The organism is Burkholderia sp. MSh2 (assembly GCF_000731655.1).
GTDB classification, from domain to species: Bacteria; Pseudomonadota; Gammaproteobacteria; order Burkholderiales; family Burkholderiaceae; genus Burkholderia; species Burkholderia paludis.
On the sequence record NZ_JPGM01000020.1, the window covers coordinates 1 to 14,550 of the forward strand.

Consider the following 14,550-nt stretch of genomic DNA (forward strand, 5'->3'; position numbering starts at 1 on the left):
CCCACGCTGAAGTCCTGCCAGTTCGTGATCAGCTTGTCCGTGTGCTGGTTGATCGACATCGTCTTGCCGTCCGCCGACGTCGCGATGTCCGCCTGCCCCGACGCAACCGCGCCGCCCGTCGGCAACGCATACGCGCTCGTCGCCGCCAGACCCAGCAGCGATACGCCCACCGCCAGCAGGCGCTTGCCGCCGCCCGCCTTGCCCCGACGGCGCGCCGTTTCGCTCACCGCGCACCAGCCGCCCTGCGCGTCGTTCCATACCAGTGAATAAGCCTTGTTCATTTGGACTCCTTTTTATTCGATTGACAAATGTTCGTGCGAAATAAAACCGCCGATCACGCCTGCTCAGAAATACTGAGCAGCCTGAACCCATACGCTCGGCGCGCGGGTCGGCGAATCGCCGCCCCGGCCGAGCGGCAGCGCTGCCGTCAGCGAGACCTGCCGCTTGGTACCGAACCAGCTCGCACCGATACCCGCCGCCTGCATGTGTTTCGTATTCCGTTCGTTCGTCCATGGACGCCGGCTGATCTGCACGGCGCCCGCGTCGACGAACATGCTGACCTGCCACCCCGGCGCGGCGAGATAACGCAATTCCGCGCTGGCCTGCCAGCCCTGGTCGCCGCTCCCTTCGCCGAGCGCGTACGCACGCACGCCGTACGGGCCGCCCAGGCTGAATTGTTCGGAAGAGTCGAGATTGCGCGACGCGAGCTGTGCGCCGACCTGCCCGTATAGCTGGAACCGGCCGCCCAATGCCTGAATCCGCTGCAGGTCCAGATTGAGCTTCTTGAAGCTGCCGATCGTGTTCGTCAGCGGATTCGCCTGAAGCAGGTCGGTGCTGCGCAAGCGCCCCACGCCGAACATCACCGAGAAACCGGTGCGGCCGCCGCCCAGCCAGCCGTCCTGGCCGTTTCCGCTGAGCCCGAAGGTCCACAGGCCGACATTCTTGTCGTTCACCAGCGAGACCATGCCGTAGGTGTCGTGCAGGTTCTTGTTTTCGTATTGCACCTGCGCCGTGACGCTGAGATCGCGCGCCCGCACGAGCGGTTGGGCGACGTAGACGGTCTGCACGCTGGCGCGCCCGCTCAGCTCGACATCCGCAAAGCGCCCCGCCACCCGGTAGTTCAGCGACGAATACGCGACGCCGACCCGCGTGGATGCCGGCCCCACCGGCACCTGATAGGCGGCGCGGGAATAGCGTTGCCGCTCGTCGCTGACGAGCCCGCGCAGGCTCAGGCGATCGCCGAGCCGCAGCGGCGCATTGACGTCGATGCTGCCGGTGACGCGATAGCGCCCCGTCGACACGCCCCCGTAGTTGTCGAATTCCAGCGATCCGGAGGCCGGCGGCCCGCGTTCGGCGTCGACGACGAGATCGGTGGTGCCCGGTGCTTCGCCGGGGCGCAGCGTGCCGCGCGCGCCGACGCCCGCCAGATCGTCGAGCAGCAACAGGCTGCGTTCGAGGCTGGAGCCGCGGACGACGTCGCCCGGATGCAGCGCGGCCAGCGGCTGCCGCAACACGGCAGCGATCACGCGGGACTGGTTCTGGATCTCGATCTTGCCGTAGCGCCCCTCGGCGACTTCGATGCGCACGACACCGTTCTCGATGTCCTGCTTCGGCAGATAGGCGCGCGCGAGCACATAGCCGCGCTCGCGATAGTAGGCAGTGATCCGCTCTGCCGCGCTTTGCAGGTCGGCAAACGTGAGCGAATCGCCTGCCAGCCCGGCGACGAGCGCCTGCAGCGTGGCAGTGTCGAATACGGTGTTGCCGCTGACGTCGAACGCGCGCACGGCGATGCGCGGCCCGGCGTCCGGTTGCGGCTGCGCGGCGCTTTCGGAGGGGACGATCTCGAGATCGGGGGCGGCTTCCGGCGGCAGCGCCGGCCGCGACGTTTCGACGTCGCGCATCGTCGCCCCGGCAGTCGGCACTTGCGCGTGCGCCTGCCCGGGCGCGCTCGCGACGCCTGCGCCCCACAACAGCGACAGGCACAGCATGCCGCCAGCGCTTCGAAGCGCGCGCGGAACACCGCGACCGTCGATGGATACGGCCGGCGCACCGGCTGCACACACCCCCGCGACGACAACACTGCCGATGTCATTCCGGCAACGGACGACGATTCTTCGTTGATCTACCCACATGCGCCACAGCATCCGAAGTGCAGTCGCCGGAACGCTCCGGCGATCAATTTATTCGGCGGATGCTACAGACAGACAATCGGGATGTATGTAGATCAGGTACGAAATTTACGCGGTAATTCTCGTTCAAATGCAGTCGCGTACTAAGTCACTTTCTTCAAAGATAGCAATCCTATTGATCTGTCCCGACCGGACAGGCATCGTTCGTGCGTGATCGACGCGTCGGCCGCACCAGCCGGCCCCCTCTCGACACGACATGCGCCGCGACGGCGACCACCGCCGGCTTCACGCGCGCCGATGCGCGGCGGTCGCCGCCGCGAGTGCCGCGAACCCCGCCGCCCCGGCGAGCAGCGCCGCGGCCGCGACCCACAGCGCCGGCGTGAACGATCCGTATCGGGCAACCAGCGGCGCCGCCACGAGCGGCCCCGCGATCTGCCCGACGCCGTACGACGCGGTCGCATAGCCCATCAGCCCGGCCGCGCGCTCGCCGTGCAGACGCCGCGCCTCGCGCATCGCGAACAACGTGATCGCGGTGAACGGCAGGCCGAGCAACGCACTGCCGACCGAAAAGCCGGCCGCATTCGGCCATACGATTCCGGCCGCGATGCCGAGCGCCTGCAACGCGCAGCCGGCCGAGAGCAGCAACCGGTTGTCCCAGTGGCCGGGCAACCGCGAAGCGGCGATCGCGCCGACGATCAGCGCCGCGCCGAACATCGGCCAGAACAGGTCGGGCCACGGCGAAGCGGCCGGCAGCGCGCCGCGCGCGATCACGGGCAGGAATGTCGCGGTGATGATGTAGCCGAAGCCCGGCATGCCGTACAGCACGACGAGCCACGCGGCGTCCGCGCGGTGGCGACGTGCGCCGGCCGGCGCCGCGGAAGCTGCCGGGGTAGCGACAGCCGCGTTCACGGCCGCTCCGACGGCGGGCACGACCGCAAACGTGCGCCAGATCGCGACCGACAACACGGCCGACAGCGCCGCGAAACCCAGCCAGCCGGTCGCCGCGCGATGGCCGGCCAGCACACTGCCGATCAGCCCCGTCGCCACGATGCCGACGCCGGGCCCCGCGTAGATCACCCCGCTCCACTCCGGCGCGTACAGTTCGGCCAGCCGCTTCAGCCCCCATTGCGACATGAACACGAACGTCCACGCACTGACGACGCCCGCGACGAAACGCACCGCGAGCCACAGGGGCAGCGGATGGCCGACGCCCATCGCGGCGGTGAGCAGCACGGTGGCCGCGAGACCGAAGCGGACCATCCGCGCGGGCGCGACGCGCAGCGCCGCGCAACTGACCGCGCCGGCGAAATAGCCCGCGTAGTTCGCCGACGCGAGCCAGCTGCCGGCCTTCAGACCGATCGAGCCGTCGGCAAGCATCAGCGGCAGCAGCGGCGTGAACGCGAAGCGACCGACGCCGAGCACGATCGCGAGGCCGGTCATGCAGGCCAGCGCGACCACGCGGGCTTGGCGGTCGGCTTCGTCTGACGAAAGCGCGTGGACGGCGGACGGTGCATCGGGACGGGACATGGCGGCGGCACGGGCCGCCGCATGCGATGCGCCGGCCGGAACGGAAATCGGGACGACCTCATCCTAGCTTGACCTGACATTCTCGAAAAATGAATAATCCAGAACACATCCATCCCTCGGAGAGAATCATGGATCTGGCGGCACTGGCGATTTTCCGGGCGGTCGTGCGCGAGAACGGCGTGACACGCGCGGCGGTCAAGCTCAATCGCGTGCAGTCGAACGTCACGACGCGGATCAAGCAGCTCGAGGAGGAACTCGGCGCGGCGCTGTTCGTGCGCGACGGCCGCCGGCTCGTGCTGACGCCGGCCGGGCATACGCTGCTGCCCTACGCGGAGCGTCTGCTCGCGCTCGCCGACGAGGCGCGCGACGCGGTGCGCGAGGACACGCCGCGCGGGCGGCTGCGGCTCGGCACGATGGAAAGCACGGCGGCGAGCCGCCTGCCGGCCGTGCTCGCGCGCTATCACCATGCCTGGCCCGACGTGTCGCTCGAACTGGTGACGGGCACGACCGGCTGGCTGATCGACCGCGTGCGCGACTTCGAGATCGACGCCGCGCTGTTCGCGCGCCCGCCCGCGCCGGAGACGCTGCCCGACACGTTCGAGACGGTGCCGATCTTCCGCGAGGACCTGGTGCTGCTGACGCCGCGCGGCCATCCGCCGGTGCGCACGCCGCGCGACGTGATCCTGCCGACGCTGATCGCGTTCGAGCGCGGCTGTACCTACCGGAAATACGTCGAGCAATGGTATGCCGCGCACGAGGTGAAACCGGCGCGCGTGCTCGAACTCGGCTCGTATCACGCGATCGTCGCCTGCGTCGCGGCCGGCGCGGGCATCGCGGTCGCGCCGCGTTCGGTGCTCGACCTGCAGCCCGAGACCGGCAACATCGCCGCGCACACGATTCCCGCACTCGAAGGCATCGATACGCTGCTCGGGTGGCGGCAAGGGTATGCGTCGGCGGCGCTCGCCGCGCTGCGCGATGCGCTCGTCGACGCCGCCCGGCAACCCGGCGGTGCGGCGAAGCCGCCGGTGGCCGTGCCGGCCTGAAGCGCCGGGCAGCCGCAGCCGCGCCCGCGCCGGCCGGCCCCGCAAACACGAAGGCCCGACCGGCATCAACCGGTCGGGCCTTCGTATTTGTCACGCGATGCCGCCGTCAACCGGACGGCATCGTATCGGCTGCGACGATCAGAGGCGTTCCTCGACCCAGCCCTTCACGCCGGCCAGCGCGCCCGGCAGGTTGTCAGGCTCGGTGCCGCCCGCCTGCGCCATGTCCGGACGGCCGCCGCCCTTGCCGCCCACCTGCTGCGCGACGAAGTTCACGAGCTCGCCGGCCTTGACCTTCTTGCTCGCGTCGGCCGTGACGCCCGCGATCAGGCTGACCTTGCCGCCTTCGACGGCCGCCAGCACGATCGCCGCGCTCTTCAGCTTGTCCTTCAGCTTGTCGACCGTTTCGCGCAGCGTCTTCGCGTCGGCGCCGTCGAGCGTCGCGGCCAGCACGTACACGCCGCCGATTTCGACGGCCTGCTGCGCGAGCTCGTCGCCCTGGCTCGATGCGAGCTTCGACTTCAGCGCGCCCAGCTCCTTCTCGAGCGACTTCACCTGGTCCTGCACCTGCGCGATGCGCTGCGTGAGCTCCGACGGCTGCACCTTCAGCGCGGCCGCGGCTTCGTTCACACGGGTGTCGAGCGCCTGCACGTAACGCAGCGCGTTGTCGCCGGTGATCGCCTCGACGCGGCGGATGCCGGCCGCGACGCCGCCTTCGACGACGATCTTGAAGAAGCCGATGTCGCCGCTGCGGCTCACGTGCGTACCGCCGCACAGCTCGCGCGAGAAACCGAGGTCGAGCACGCGCACTTCGTCGCCGTACTTCTCGCCGAACAGCGCCATCGCGCCGCCCTTGACCGCTTCGTCGTACGGCATCACGCGCACGATGCCCGGTGCGTTCGCGAGGATTTCGGCATTGACGATCTGCTCGACGCGACGGATTTCGTCGTCCGTCATCGGCGCGTTGTGCGCGAAGTCGAAGCGGGTCTTTTCCGCATCGACCAGCGACCCCTTCTGCTGCACGTGCGCGCCGAGCACTTCGCGCAGCGCCTTGTGCATCAGGTGGGTGGCCGAGTGGTTGCGCTGCGTGCGCGCGCGGCGATGCGCGTCGATCTCCGCGCGCAGCACGTCGCCGACCTTCAGCGCGCCCTGCTCCAGCGTGCCGTGGTGGCCGATCACGTCGGCCTGCACCTTCAGCGTGTCAGCCACCGCGAAGCGCGTCGACGCATTCGCGAGCACGCCCTGGTCGCCGACCTGGCCGCCCGATTCCGCGTAGAACGGCGTGTGGTCGAGCACGACGACCGCGTCCTGGCCGGTTTTCACTTCGTTCACCGACGAACCGTCGACGTACAGCGCGACGACCTTCGCGTCGTCGAACGCGATTTCCTCGTAGCCGTGGAACGTGGTTTTCGCGCCCGTGTATTCGAGGCCCTGCGTGGCCTTGAACTTGCCGGCCGCGCGCGCCTGCTCGCGCTGGCGCGCCATCGCGTCGTCGAACGCCGGCTCGTCGACCGTCATCCCGCGCTCGCGGCACACGTCGGCCGTGAGGTCGAGCGGGAAGCCGTAGGTGTCGTGCAGCTTGAACGCGAGCTCGCCGTCGAGCACCTTGCCGCCCTTCGCCTCGACGTCGGCCAGCGCGGCCTCGAGGATCGACATGCCGTGCTCGATCGTCTCGAAGAAACGCTCTTCCTCCTGGCGCAGCACGTCGGTCACGCGCTGCTCGGCTTCCTTCAGCTCCGGATACGCGACGCCCATCTCGGCGACGAGGTCGGCCACCAGCTTGTGGAAGAACGCGCCCTTGCGGCCGAGCTTGTAGCCGTGGCGGATCGCGCGGCGCACGATCCGGCGCAGCACGTAGCCGCGGCCTTCGTTGCCGGGGATCACGCCGTCGACGATCAGGAACGAGCACGCGCGGATGTGATCGGCGATCACCTTCAGCGAGTTGTTCGTGAGGTCGCTGATCTCGGTCACGCGCGCGGCGGCCTTGATCAGGTTCTGGAACAGGTCGATCTCGTAGTTGCTGTGCACGTGCTGCAGCACCGCGGCGAGACGCTCGAGGCCCATGCCGGTGTCGACCGACTGCTTCGGCAGGCGCGTCATGTTGCCCTGCGCGTCGCGGTTGAACTGCATGAACACGAGGTTCCAGATCTCGATGTAGCGGTCGCCGTCTTCTTCGGGCGATCCCGGCGGGCCGCCCCACACGTCCGGGCCGTGGTCGTAGAAGATTTCCGTGCACGGGCCGCACGGGCCCGTGTCGCCCATCGTCCAGAAGTTGTCCGACGCGTAGCGCGCGCCCTTGTTGTCGCCGATGCGGATGATGCGCTCGGTCGGCACGCCGACTTCCTTCGCCCAGATGTCGTACGCCTCGTCGTCTTCCTGGTAGACGGTGACCCACAGCTTGTCCTTCGGCAACTGGTAGACCGTGGTCAGCAGCTCCCACGCGAAGCGGATCGCGTCGTGCTTGAAGTAGTCGCCGAACGAGAAGTTGCCGAGCATCTCGAAGAACGTGTGGTGACGCGCCGTGTAGCCGACGTTCTCGAGGTCGTTGTGCTTGCCGCCCGCGCGCACGCTGCGCTGCGCGGTGGTCGCGCGCGAGTACGGGCGCGGATCCGTGCCGAGGAAGACGTCCTTGAACTGGACCATGCCCGAGTTCGTGAACATCAGCGTGGGGTCGTTACCGGGCACGAGGCTCGACGAGCGGACGATCGTGTGGCCCTTCGATTCGAAGAATTTGAGGAATTTCTCGCGGATTTCGGCAGCTTTCATGGCGTGCGGGGACAGTCTGGCAAAGACGGCTTCAAACGCCGGCGCCCTGGGCGGGGCGCGGCGGCATGGATTTGGAAACGATCGATTATACGGGATCGGGGCCGGCTTCCGGGCAAAGCGCGGGCAAAGCGGCCGGGCCCTTCCCGGGTCCGGCGCCGGCCCGCGACCGGCGCGAGCGGGCGCCCGGCCCCCTGCGCGGCCGATTCGCCTTAAGATGCTCGGCATGCCAATCGGCCGTGCCCCGGCAAGGCAGGCCAGCCATGAAAGGAGACGATTCGACGATGGGTGCCCTGAGCCATATCCGCGTGCTGGACCTCACCCGCGTGCTCGCGGGCCCGTGGTGCGCGCAGACGCTCGCCGATTTCGGCGCGGACGTGATCAAGGTCGAGCGCCCGGGCGCCGGCGACGACACGCGCCACTGGGGGCCGCCGTACCTGCAGGACGCGGACGGCGCCGACACGGCCGAAGCCGCGTACTACCTCGCGGCGAACCGCAACAAGCGCTCGGTGACGATCGACATCGCGACGCCCGAAGGCCAGCGGATCGTGCGCGAGCTCGCCGCGCAGAGCGACGTCGTGCTCGAGAACTACAAGGTCGGCCAGTTGAAGAAATACGGGCTCGACTACCCATCCCTGCGCGCGGTGAAGCCCGATCTCGTCTACTGCTCGGTCACCGGCTTCGGCCAGACAGGCCCGTACGCGCACCGCGCGGGCTACGACTTCATCGTCCAGGGCATCGGCGGCTTCATGAGCATCACCGGCGAGCGCGACGGCGAGCCGGGCGGCGGCCCGCAGAAGGCCGGCGTCGCGATCGCCGACCTCTCGACCGGCCTCTACTCGACGATCGCGGTGCTCGCCGCGCTCGCGCACCGCGACCGCACCGGCGAGGGCCAGTACATCGACATGGCGCTGCTCGACGTGCAGGTCGCGCTGCTCGCGAACATGAACACCAATTTCCTCGCGAGCGGCAAGCCGCCGGTGCGCTGGGGCAACGCGCATCCGAACATCGTGCCCTACCAGACGTTCCAGACGCGCGACGGCTGGATCATCGTCGCGGTCGGCAACGACGGCCAGTTCCGCAAGTTCGTCGAGGCCGGCGGCCGGCCCGGGCTGGCCGACGACGAGCGCTTCGCGACGAACCCGTCGCGCGTGCGCCACCGCGACACGCTGGTGCCGATCCTCGCGGAGATGGTCAGGGTGCGCGACAAGGCCGACTGGATCGACGCGCTCGAAGCGGCCGGCGTGCCGTGCGGGCCGATCAACGATCTGGACGAAGTGTTCGACAACGAGCAGGTGATCGCACGCGGGATGCAGGTGTCGCTGCCGCATCCGTGCGGCGCGGACGCGAAGCTCGTGCGCAACCCGATCCGGATGAGCGCGACGCCGCCCGACGCGCGCACGGCCCCGCCGCTGCTCGGCGCGCATACCGACGACGTGCTGCGCGACATGCTCGGTTACGACGACGCGAAAATCGCGGCGCTGCGGGCGAAACAGGCGATCTGAGCGCGGTTGCCGGCCCGGGTGCGCGCCGGCATGCTGCGGGCGCCGCGCCGCGCGCCGTCAGGCGCGCGCCAGTGCGTCGAGCCAGCCGCGCGCCGCGGGCCAGTCGCCGAGGCCGCTGTCCGCATTGATGTGGCCGCGCGGGCCGATGTCGTGGAAGGCGCTGCCCCATGCGTTCGAGCACGCGCGCGCGAACGCGGGCGACCCGTACGGATCGTCGCGGCTCGCCACGACGGCGGTCGGAAACGGCAGGCGCTCGTGCGGCACGGGCCCGAAGCCGTGCGCATCGTCCGGAAACGCGGGGCCGGCCGGATCGGGCAGCGCGACGAGCAGCGCGCCGCGTACTTTCGCGAGCGCGGCCGGGCGGGCATAGCGCGTCGCCCACCACGCGGCCGTCAGCGTGCCGAGGCTGTGCGCGGCGATCAGCACGGGGCCGGGCGCGGCCTCGACCGCGCGGTCGAGCGCGAGACACCAGCCGTTGCGGAATGCATGCTCCCAGTCGGGCATCGCGACGCGCGAGAAGCGTGCATCGGCGCGCTCCCAGCGGCTCTGCCAGTGGAGCGGTCCCGAGTTGGCGTAACCCGGCAGGACGAGAACGGGGAAATGGCTCATGGAAGGTGCGTCGACGCGTGAAATCGTTATGTGGCGTCGACGCAGTGTCGCACACCCGTTCCTCCCTGATGCTGCCTGTCTGAACGAAACCGGAAGGATGTGCGTGGGGTCGGGTCGGGACGCGCCGGGTGCGGCGTCGCGACCGGTGGCGAGCCGCCGTGCCGGCGGCCCGCGTCGTCGGTCAGCGTACGTTCGCGCCGACGATGCCGCCTGCCGCGGCGCCGGCGACCGTGCCGATCGGGCCGCCCGTGATCAGGTAGCCGAGCGCGCCGCCCGCGGCCGCGCCGATGCCGGCGTTGCGCTGGGCATGCGTCATCGCGCATGCGCCGAGCTGAGACAGGACCGCGACGATCACGGCGGTACGAACGACAAAAGTGGTCTTCTTCATCATGGTTCCAGGTATTCCCCGCCCTGCGCCCATCCGCACGACGGCATTCGATTCGGTGCCGCCATCATAGGGAAGGCCAAACAGCGCGGGCAATCCGATTTACGTCGTGTTACAGCCGACACAATATCGAGATAAACCGGCGAAACCGCCTTCCGCCGTGCTGCGAGCCGCGCGGGACGCACCCCGGTCAGGTAGAATCACGGGATTAAACCGGCGCGACGCGCCGACACAGACACAACCTGACGCCACCGCATGAGCACCGAACGCAACGACGCCCCCGCGGCTTCCAATTTCATCCGCAACATCATCGACGACGACAACCGCACCGGCAAATGGGGCGGCCGCGTCGAAACGCGCTTCCCGCCCGAGCCGAACGGCTATCTGCACATCGGGCACGCCAAGAGCATCTGTCTGAACTTCAGCGTCGCGCGCGACTACGGCGGCGTGTGCCACCTGCGCTTCGACGACACGAACCCGGAAAAGGAAAGCGTCGAGTACGTCGACTCGATCGTCGACGCGGTACGCTGGCTCGGCTTCGACTGGCGCAAGGACGCGGTCGATCATCAGTATTTCGCGAGCGACTACTACGACAGGCTGTACGAGTTCGCCGAGCTGCTGATCAAGCGCGGCAAGGCCTATGTCGACAGCCAGAGCGCCGACGAGATGCGCGCGAACCGCGGCTCGCTGACGGAAGGCGGCAAGCCGTCGCCGTTCCGCGACCGTACGCCGGAAGAAAACCTCGACCTGTTCCGCCGCATGAAGGCCGGCGAGTTCAAGGAAGGCGAGCACGTGCTGCGCGCGAAGATCGACATGGCTTCGCCGAACATGAACATGCGCGACCCGGTGATCTACCGGATCCGCTACGCGCACCACTACCGCACCGGCGACGCGTGGTGCGTGTACCCGATGTACGACTACACGCACTGCATCTCGGATGCGCTCGAAGGCATCACGCATTCGCTGTGCACGCTCGAATTCGAGGATCACCGCCCGCTGTACGACTGGGTGCTGAACGAACTCGCGGAGGCCGGCATCTTCTCGCGCCCGCTGCCGCAACAGATCGAATTCTCGCGGCTGAACCTCACGTACGCGATCACCAGCAAGCGCAAGCTGCTGCAGCTCGTCACCGAAGGCCACGTCGACGGCTGGGACGACCCGCGGATGCCGACGATCGTCGGCGTGCGCCGCCGCGGCTTCACGCCGGAGAGCATCCACCTGTTCTGCGACCGGATCGGCGTGACGAAGATCGACTCGTGGATCGACATGAGCATCTTCGAAGGCGCGCTGCGCGACGACCTCGACGACAAGGCGCCGCGCACGGTCGCGGTGCTCGATCCGCTGAAGCTCGTGATCGACAACTACCCGGAAGACCTCGAGGAAGCCTGCACGGCGCCGGTGCACCCGCACCACCCGGAGCGCGGCGTGCGCACGTTCCCGATCTCGCGCGAGCTGTGGATCGAGCGCGAGGATTTCGCCGAGAACCCGCCGAAGGGGTATTTCCGCCTGTTCCCGGGCAACAAGGTGCGCCTGCGCTACGGCTACGTGATCGAATGCACGGGCTTCGACAAGGACGCCGACGGCAACGTCACGGCCGTGCACTGCAACTACTTCCCGGACAGCAAGTCGGGCACCGAAGGCGCGAACAACTACAAGGTCAAGGGCAACATCCACTGGGTCAGCGCGAAGCATGCGCAGCCGGCCGAAGTGCGGATCTACGACCGCCTGTTCAAGGTGCCGCATCCGGACGCGGGCGGCGCGAACTTCCTCGAGGCGCTGAATCCCGATTCGAAGAAGATCGTGCAGGCCTACCTCGAGCCGGGCAACGCCGATATCGCGCCGGAAACGCGCCTGCAGTTCGAGCGCCACGGCTACTTTGTTGCCGATCGTGTCGATTCGAAGCCGGGCAAGCCCGTGTTCAACCGGATCGTCGGGCTGCGCGACAGCTGGGGCAAGCCGGCCTGACGGCCTGCCGCGCACGGCGTCGACAGCCGTCGTCGCGCGACCAGAAAAAAACCGGCCTCAGGCCGGTTTTTTTATTGCACGCATCGAAGCGGAACGCGGCAGCGAGCGCCGCCGCGCGCGGTCACGCGCCCGACAGGCGCCGATGCAGCGCCGCCAGCGACAGCTTCGTGCGGAACAGCCGCGCGAGGCTGCGGCTTACATACGCGTCGACGTCGCCCGGCACGGTCCAGCGGTACGCATCCATCTCGGGAATCATCGAACCGTCCCGGCGGCTCGGGAACAACGACGTGCACGTGCAGCGCGCGGGATCGATCTCGCCGTCGGCCACCTGCACCGCGAACAGGTGCAGGTCCTTGTCGTGCCGATACGCGAAGCAGCCGAGATCGACGAGCCGCGCCGGCGCGAAGACGATGCCGGTTTCCTCGAGCAGCTCGCGCAGCGCGGCATCGACCGGCGTCTCGCCCGGTTCGCCCTGCCCCTTCGGGATGTCCCAGTGCGTGGTGTCCGTCGCATGCGCGAGGAACACGCGGCCGGCCGCATCGAGAATCACGACGCCGCACGACACCGTGCGCGGCGCGCCGCTCCGCCTCATCGCGCGTGTGCTCAGCGCTTCTGCAACTGCCACTTGCCCGCGGCCGTCTTGCAGTAGACGGGCTTGAGCGTCATCGTCTGGCCCTTCGCGGTGATTTCGGTGGCGATTTCGCGGCAGGTCTTGCCGTCGCTCTCGGACGTGGACGGCGTCAGCTTCGCATCGATCTGCGTGCCCCGGCCGCTGCTCTGCCACGTCGTGGTCTCGCCGTCCTTGCCTTCGTCACGCACCTGCGCGGCGGCCTGGGCGAGCGACGCGCGGTCGGCCTTGGTGAAATAGCTGATCGGCGTGTCGTTCAGGAAGTTCAGGTTGTTCTGCGCATGGGCGGGCAGCATCGCAGCTGCGCACGCGGCGCCGGCCAGCACGCGCGTGACGATGGAAAGGGATGCACGCATCGACATGTTGTTCTCCTTGGATGTTCGATCGAACGACGCGGTGCAGGCCGGCGAACCGGCACGCACCGCGCCCGTCAGCGAGCGAGCATAGCATGCGTGCCGTCGGCGCCGCCTAGTGCGTGGCCGGCGCGGCCGTTTGCGGATACCCGTCGGTCAGCGTGCCCAGGAACGCGATCACGTCCTTGATCTCGGCCGCGTCCAGCGCCGGCGCCTCGCCGCGCTTGCGGTCGAACGGCGCTTCGCGGTTGATGTTCGGCCAGTAGCGCTTCGGCAGGTCGTCGTAGATCTGCACCTTGCCGTGCACGACCGGGTAGAACTTCTCCGGATGGATGTCGCGTTCGACGTAGAAGCGCATGACGTCCTCGAGCGTGTGATACACGCCATTGTGGAAGAACGTCTTGCGCAGCGCGACGTTGCGCAGCGACGGCGTGCGGAACAGCCCGCAGAATTCGTCGCGGCCCTTCAGGTCGGTGCGCTCCGGGCCGCACGCGCCGAGATCGTGGAAGCGCGGGTCGCGGTTGACGGGCAACGCGCGGTTGCGCGGCACCGCGATCGCGATCAGCCCGAAATCGCTGAACTGCGGCGGCGTGCCGTCGAGCGCGCGCTGGCTGATGTGGCAGCTCGCGCAATTGCCCTTCTTCTCGTCGTTGAACAACTGCAGCCCGCGCATTTCGGCCGGCGTGAGCTGCGCATGACCGGCGAGATACGCGTCGTACTTGCTCGTGTACGGCGAGAACAGCTCGGGCGTCTGCTCGAAGGTCTCGAGCGCGCGCAGCACGGCCTTGAACGTCGCCGCGTCGTCGTCCAGCACCTTCACGCCGAACACCGCGCGGAATTCGTCCGCGTACGGGGCGGCCTTCACGGCCTGCGCGACCTTCGCGGGCGAACTGTTCATCTCGAACGGCGACGTGAGCGGAATGCGCGCCTGCTCGGCGCCCGTATCGACGCGGCCGTCCCACGTGAGGCCGCCCGTCGGGCCCGCGTCGACGCTCTCGTCGCCTTCGTCGTCGGAATCGTGGAAGTGCTCGGTGAACTGGGGCACGCCCTGCAGGTACTTGAGCGACGGCACCGCGCGAAAGCCCGAGCGCTTCATGTCGTCGCCGCCGAACTGCACGGCCAGCGCGTTGGACGGCCCGAACGCGTGATCGGGGCTGTGGCACGACGCGCAGGCAAGCTTGCCGGAACCTGACAGCGTAGGGTCAAAGAAAAGTTGCTTGCCGAGCGCCGTCATCCGGCGCACGCCTTCGTAAACTTGTGCACGCGTCTGCGGCTGGTTCGTCGCGACCACCGCCCCCGTGGCGGAAGCCGTTGCGGACGCAACCAGATTCGCGGCGCCCGGTGCACTCGCCGCACTCGCGGCCTGCCCGGATGGCGCCCCCGCGCCCGGCTGCCCGTCACAGCCGGCAAGGGTTGCAAGCGTGGTGGCCAGCGCGAGCGCGCCGGTCAGGTGCAGCCACGAACGCGCGAACGCGCCGGCTGTCGGTTGGCGAGGCTTCATCGAGTCGTCGGAAAGTGGGTTCATGAGCGGCCGGAGTTTATGTCAGCCGCATGACCGTTACATGACGGTCGATCGACAGCTAATCGAAAGGACGCCTACACCCGGCTGTCAAATCGAGCCCTCAAAATGCTTACAGCCGGACATG

Annotated in this window: 12 protein-coding genes; 3 read left to right on the forward strand and 9 right to left on the reverse strand. The window is 68.6% G+C overall.

From position 1 onward, the window contains the following. The 3 genes from GQ57_RS13450 to GQ57_RS13460 form a co-directional block, all read right to left on the reverse strand. The coding region (locus GQ57_RS13450) for an ESPR domain-containing protein (protein ID WP_034198082.1) at positions 1–281 on the reverse strand (281 nt) is incomplete at its 3' end. 63 nt (positions 282–344) lie between these two features. After that, entirely contained in the window at positions 345–1,988 is a 1,644-nt protein-coding gene (locus tag GQ57_RS13455) for a ShlB/FhaC/HecB family hemolysin secretion/activation protein (RefSeq protein WP_235215056.1), read from the reverse strand. A 426-nt stretch (positions 1,989–2,414) separates the two neighbouring features. Further along, positions 2,415–3,656 (reverse strand): YbfB/YjiJ family MFS transporter, encoded by a 1,242-nt coding sequence (locus GQ57_RS13460; RefSeq protein WP_031401218.1) that lies wholly within the window; start codon positions 3,654–3,656, stop codon positions 2,415–2,417. A 128-nt stretch (positions 3,657–3,784) separates the two neighbouring features. Between GQ57_RS13460 and GQ57_RS13465 the strand changes: the two genes are divergently transcribed. Then, positions 3,785–4,699 (forward strand): LysR family transcriptional regulator, encoded by a 915-nt coding sequence (locus GQ57_RS13465; RefSeq protein ID WP_034198083.1) that lies wholly within the window; start codon positions 3,785–3,787, stop codon positions 4,697–4,699. A 138-nt stretch (positions 4,700–4,837) separates the two neighbouring features. Here the strand turns inward: GQ57_RS13465 and alaS are convergent, their stop codons facing one another. Further along, positions 4,838–7,462 (reverse strand): alanine--tRNA ligase, encoded by a 2,625-nt coding sequence (gene alaS / locus GQ57_RS13470; protein ID WP_034198084.1) that lies wholly within the window; start codon positions 7,460–7,462, stop codon positions 4,838–4,840. A gap of 281 nt (positions 7,463–7,743) precedes the next feature. Here alaS and GQ57_RS13475 point away from each other — a divergent pair, with 281 nt between their 5' ends. Further along, the gene (locus GQ57_RS13475) at positions 7,744–8,964 is read left to right on the forward strand and encodes a CaiB/BaiF CoA transferase family protein (protein WP_034198085.1); all 1,221 of its coding nucleotides are present in this window, start codon (positions 7,744–7,746) and stop codon (positions 8,962–8,964) included. Positions 8,965–9,021: 57 nt separating this feature from the next. Here the strand turns inward: GQ57_RS13475 and GQ57_RS13480 are convergent, their stop codons facing one another. Both GQ57_RS13480 and GQ57_RS13485 read right to left on the reverse strand, forming a co-directional pair. Next, positions 9,022–9,573 carry an RBBP9/YdeN family alpha/beta hydrolase gene (locus GQ57_RS13480; RefSeq protein ID WP_034198086.1) on the reverse strand — a complete coding sequence of 184 codons (552 nt, stop codon included), beginning with the start codon at positions 9,571–9,573 and terminating at the stop codon, positions 9,022–9,024. Positions 9,574–9,754: 181 nt separating this feature from the next. Further along, a complete protein-coding gene (locus GQ57_RS13485; RefSeq protein ID WP_031401223.1) occupies positions 9,755–9,964 on the reverse strand; it encodes an ornithine acetyltransferase in 210 nt (69 codons plus the stop codon). Positions 9,965–10,213: 249 nt separating this feature from the next. On the opposite strand from GQ57_RS13485, the gene GQ57_RS13490 reads away from it, so the two are divergent. Continuing rightward, complete coding sequence (locus GQ57_RS13490) at positions 10,214–11,923, forward strand: glutamine--tRNA ligase/YqeY domain fusion protein (protein WP_031401224.1); 1,710 nt, start codon at positions 10,214–10,216, stop codon at positions 11,921–11,923. A 121-nt stretch (positions 11,924–12,044) separates the two neighbouring features. Here GQ57_RS13490 and GQ57_RS13495 read toward each other — a convergent pair whose 3' ends face one another. The 3 genes from GQ57_RS13495 to GQ57_RS13505 all read right to left on the reverse strand — a co-directional run bounded on the left by GQ57_RS13495 (position 12,045) and on the right by GQ57_RS13505 (position 14,405). Further along, positions 12,045–12,515 (reverse strand): NUDIX hydrolase, encoded by a 471-nt coding sequence (locus GQ57_RS13495; RefSeq protein WP_034198087.1) that lies wholly within the window; start codon positions 12,513–12,515, stop codon positions 12,045–12,047. An 11-nt stretch (positions 12,516–12,526) separates the two neighbouring features. After that, positions 12,527–12,913: a hypothetical protein gene (locus tag GQ57_RS13500; protein WP_031401226.1), complete on the reverse strand. Its 387-nt coding sequence runs from the start codon at positions 12,911–12,913 to the stop codon at positions 12,527–12,529. Positions 12,914–13,019: 106 nt separating this feature from the next. Then, positions 13,020–14,405, reverse strand: a complete 1,386-nt coding sequence (locus GQ57_RS13505; protein ID WP_034198088.1) for a cytochrome-c peroxidase — start codon at positions 14,403–14,405, stop codon at positions 13,020–13,022. Between the last annotated feature and the right edge of the window lie 145 nt (positions 14,406–14,550).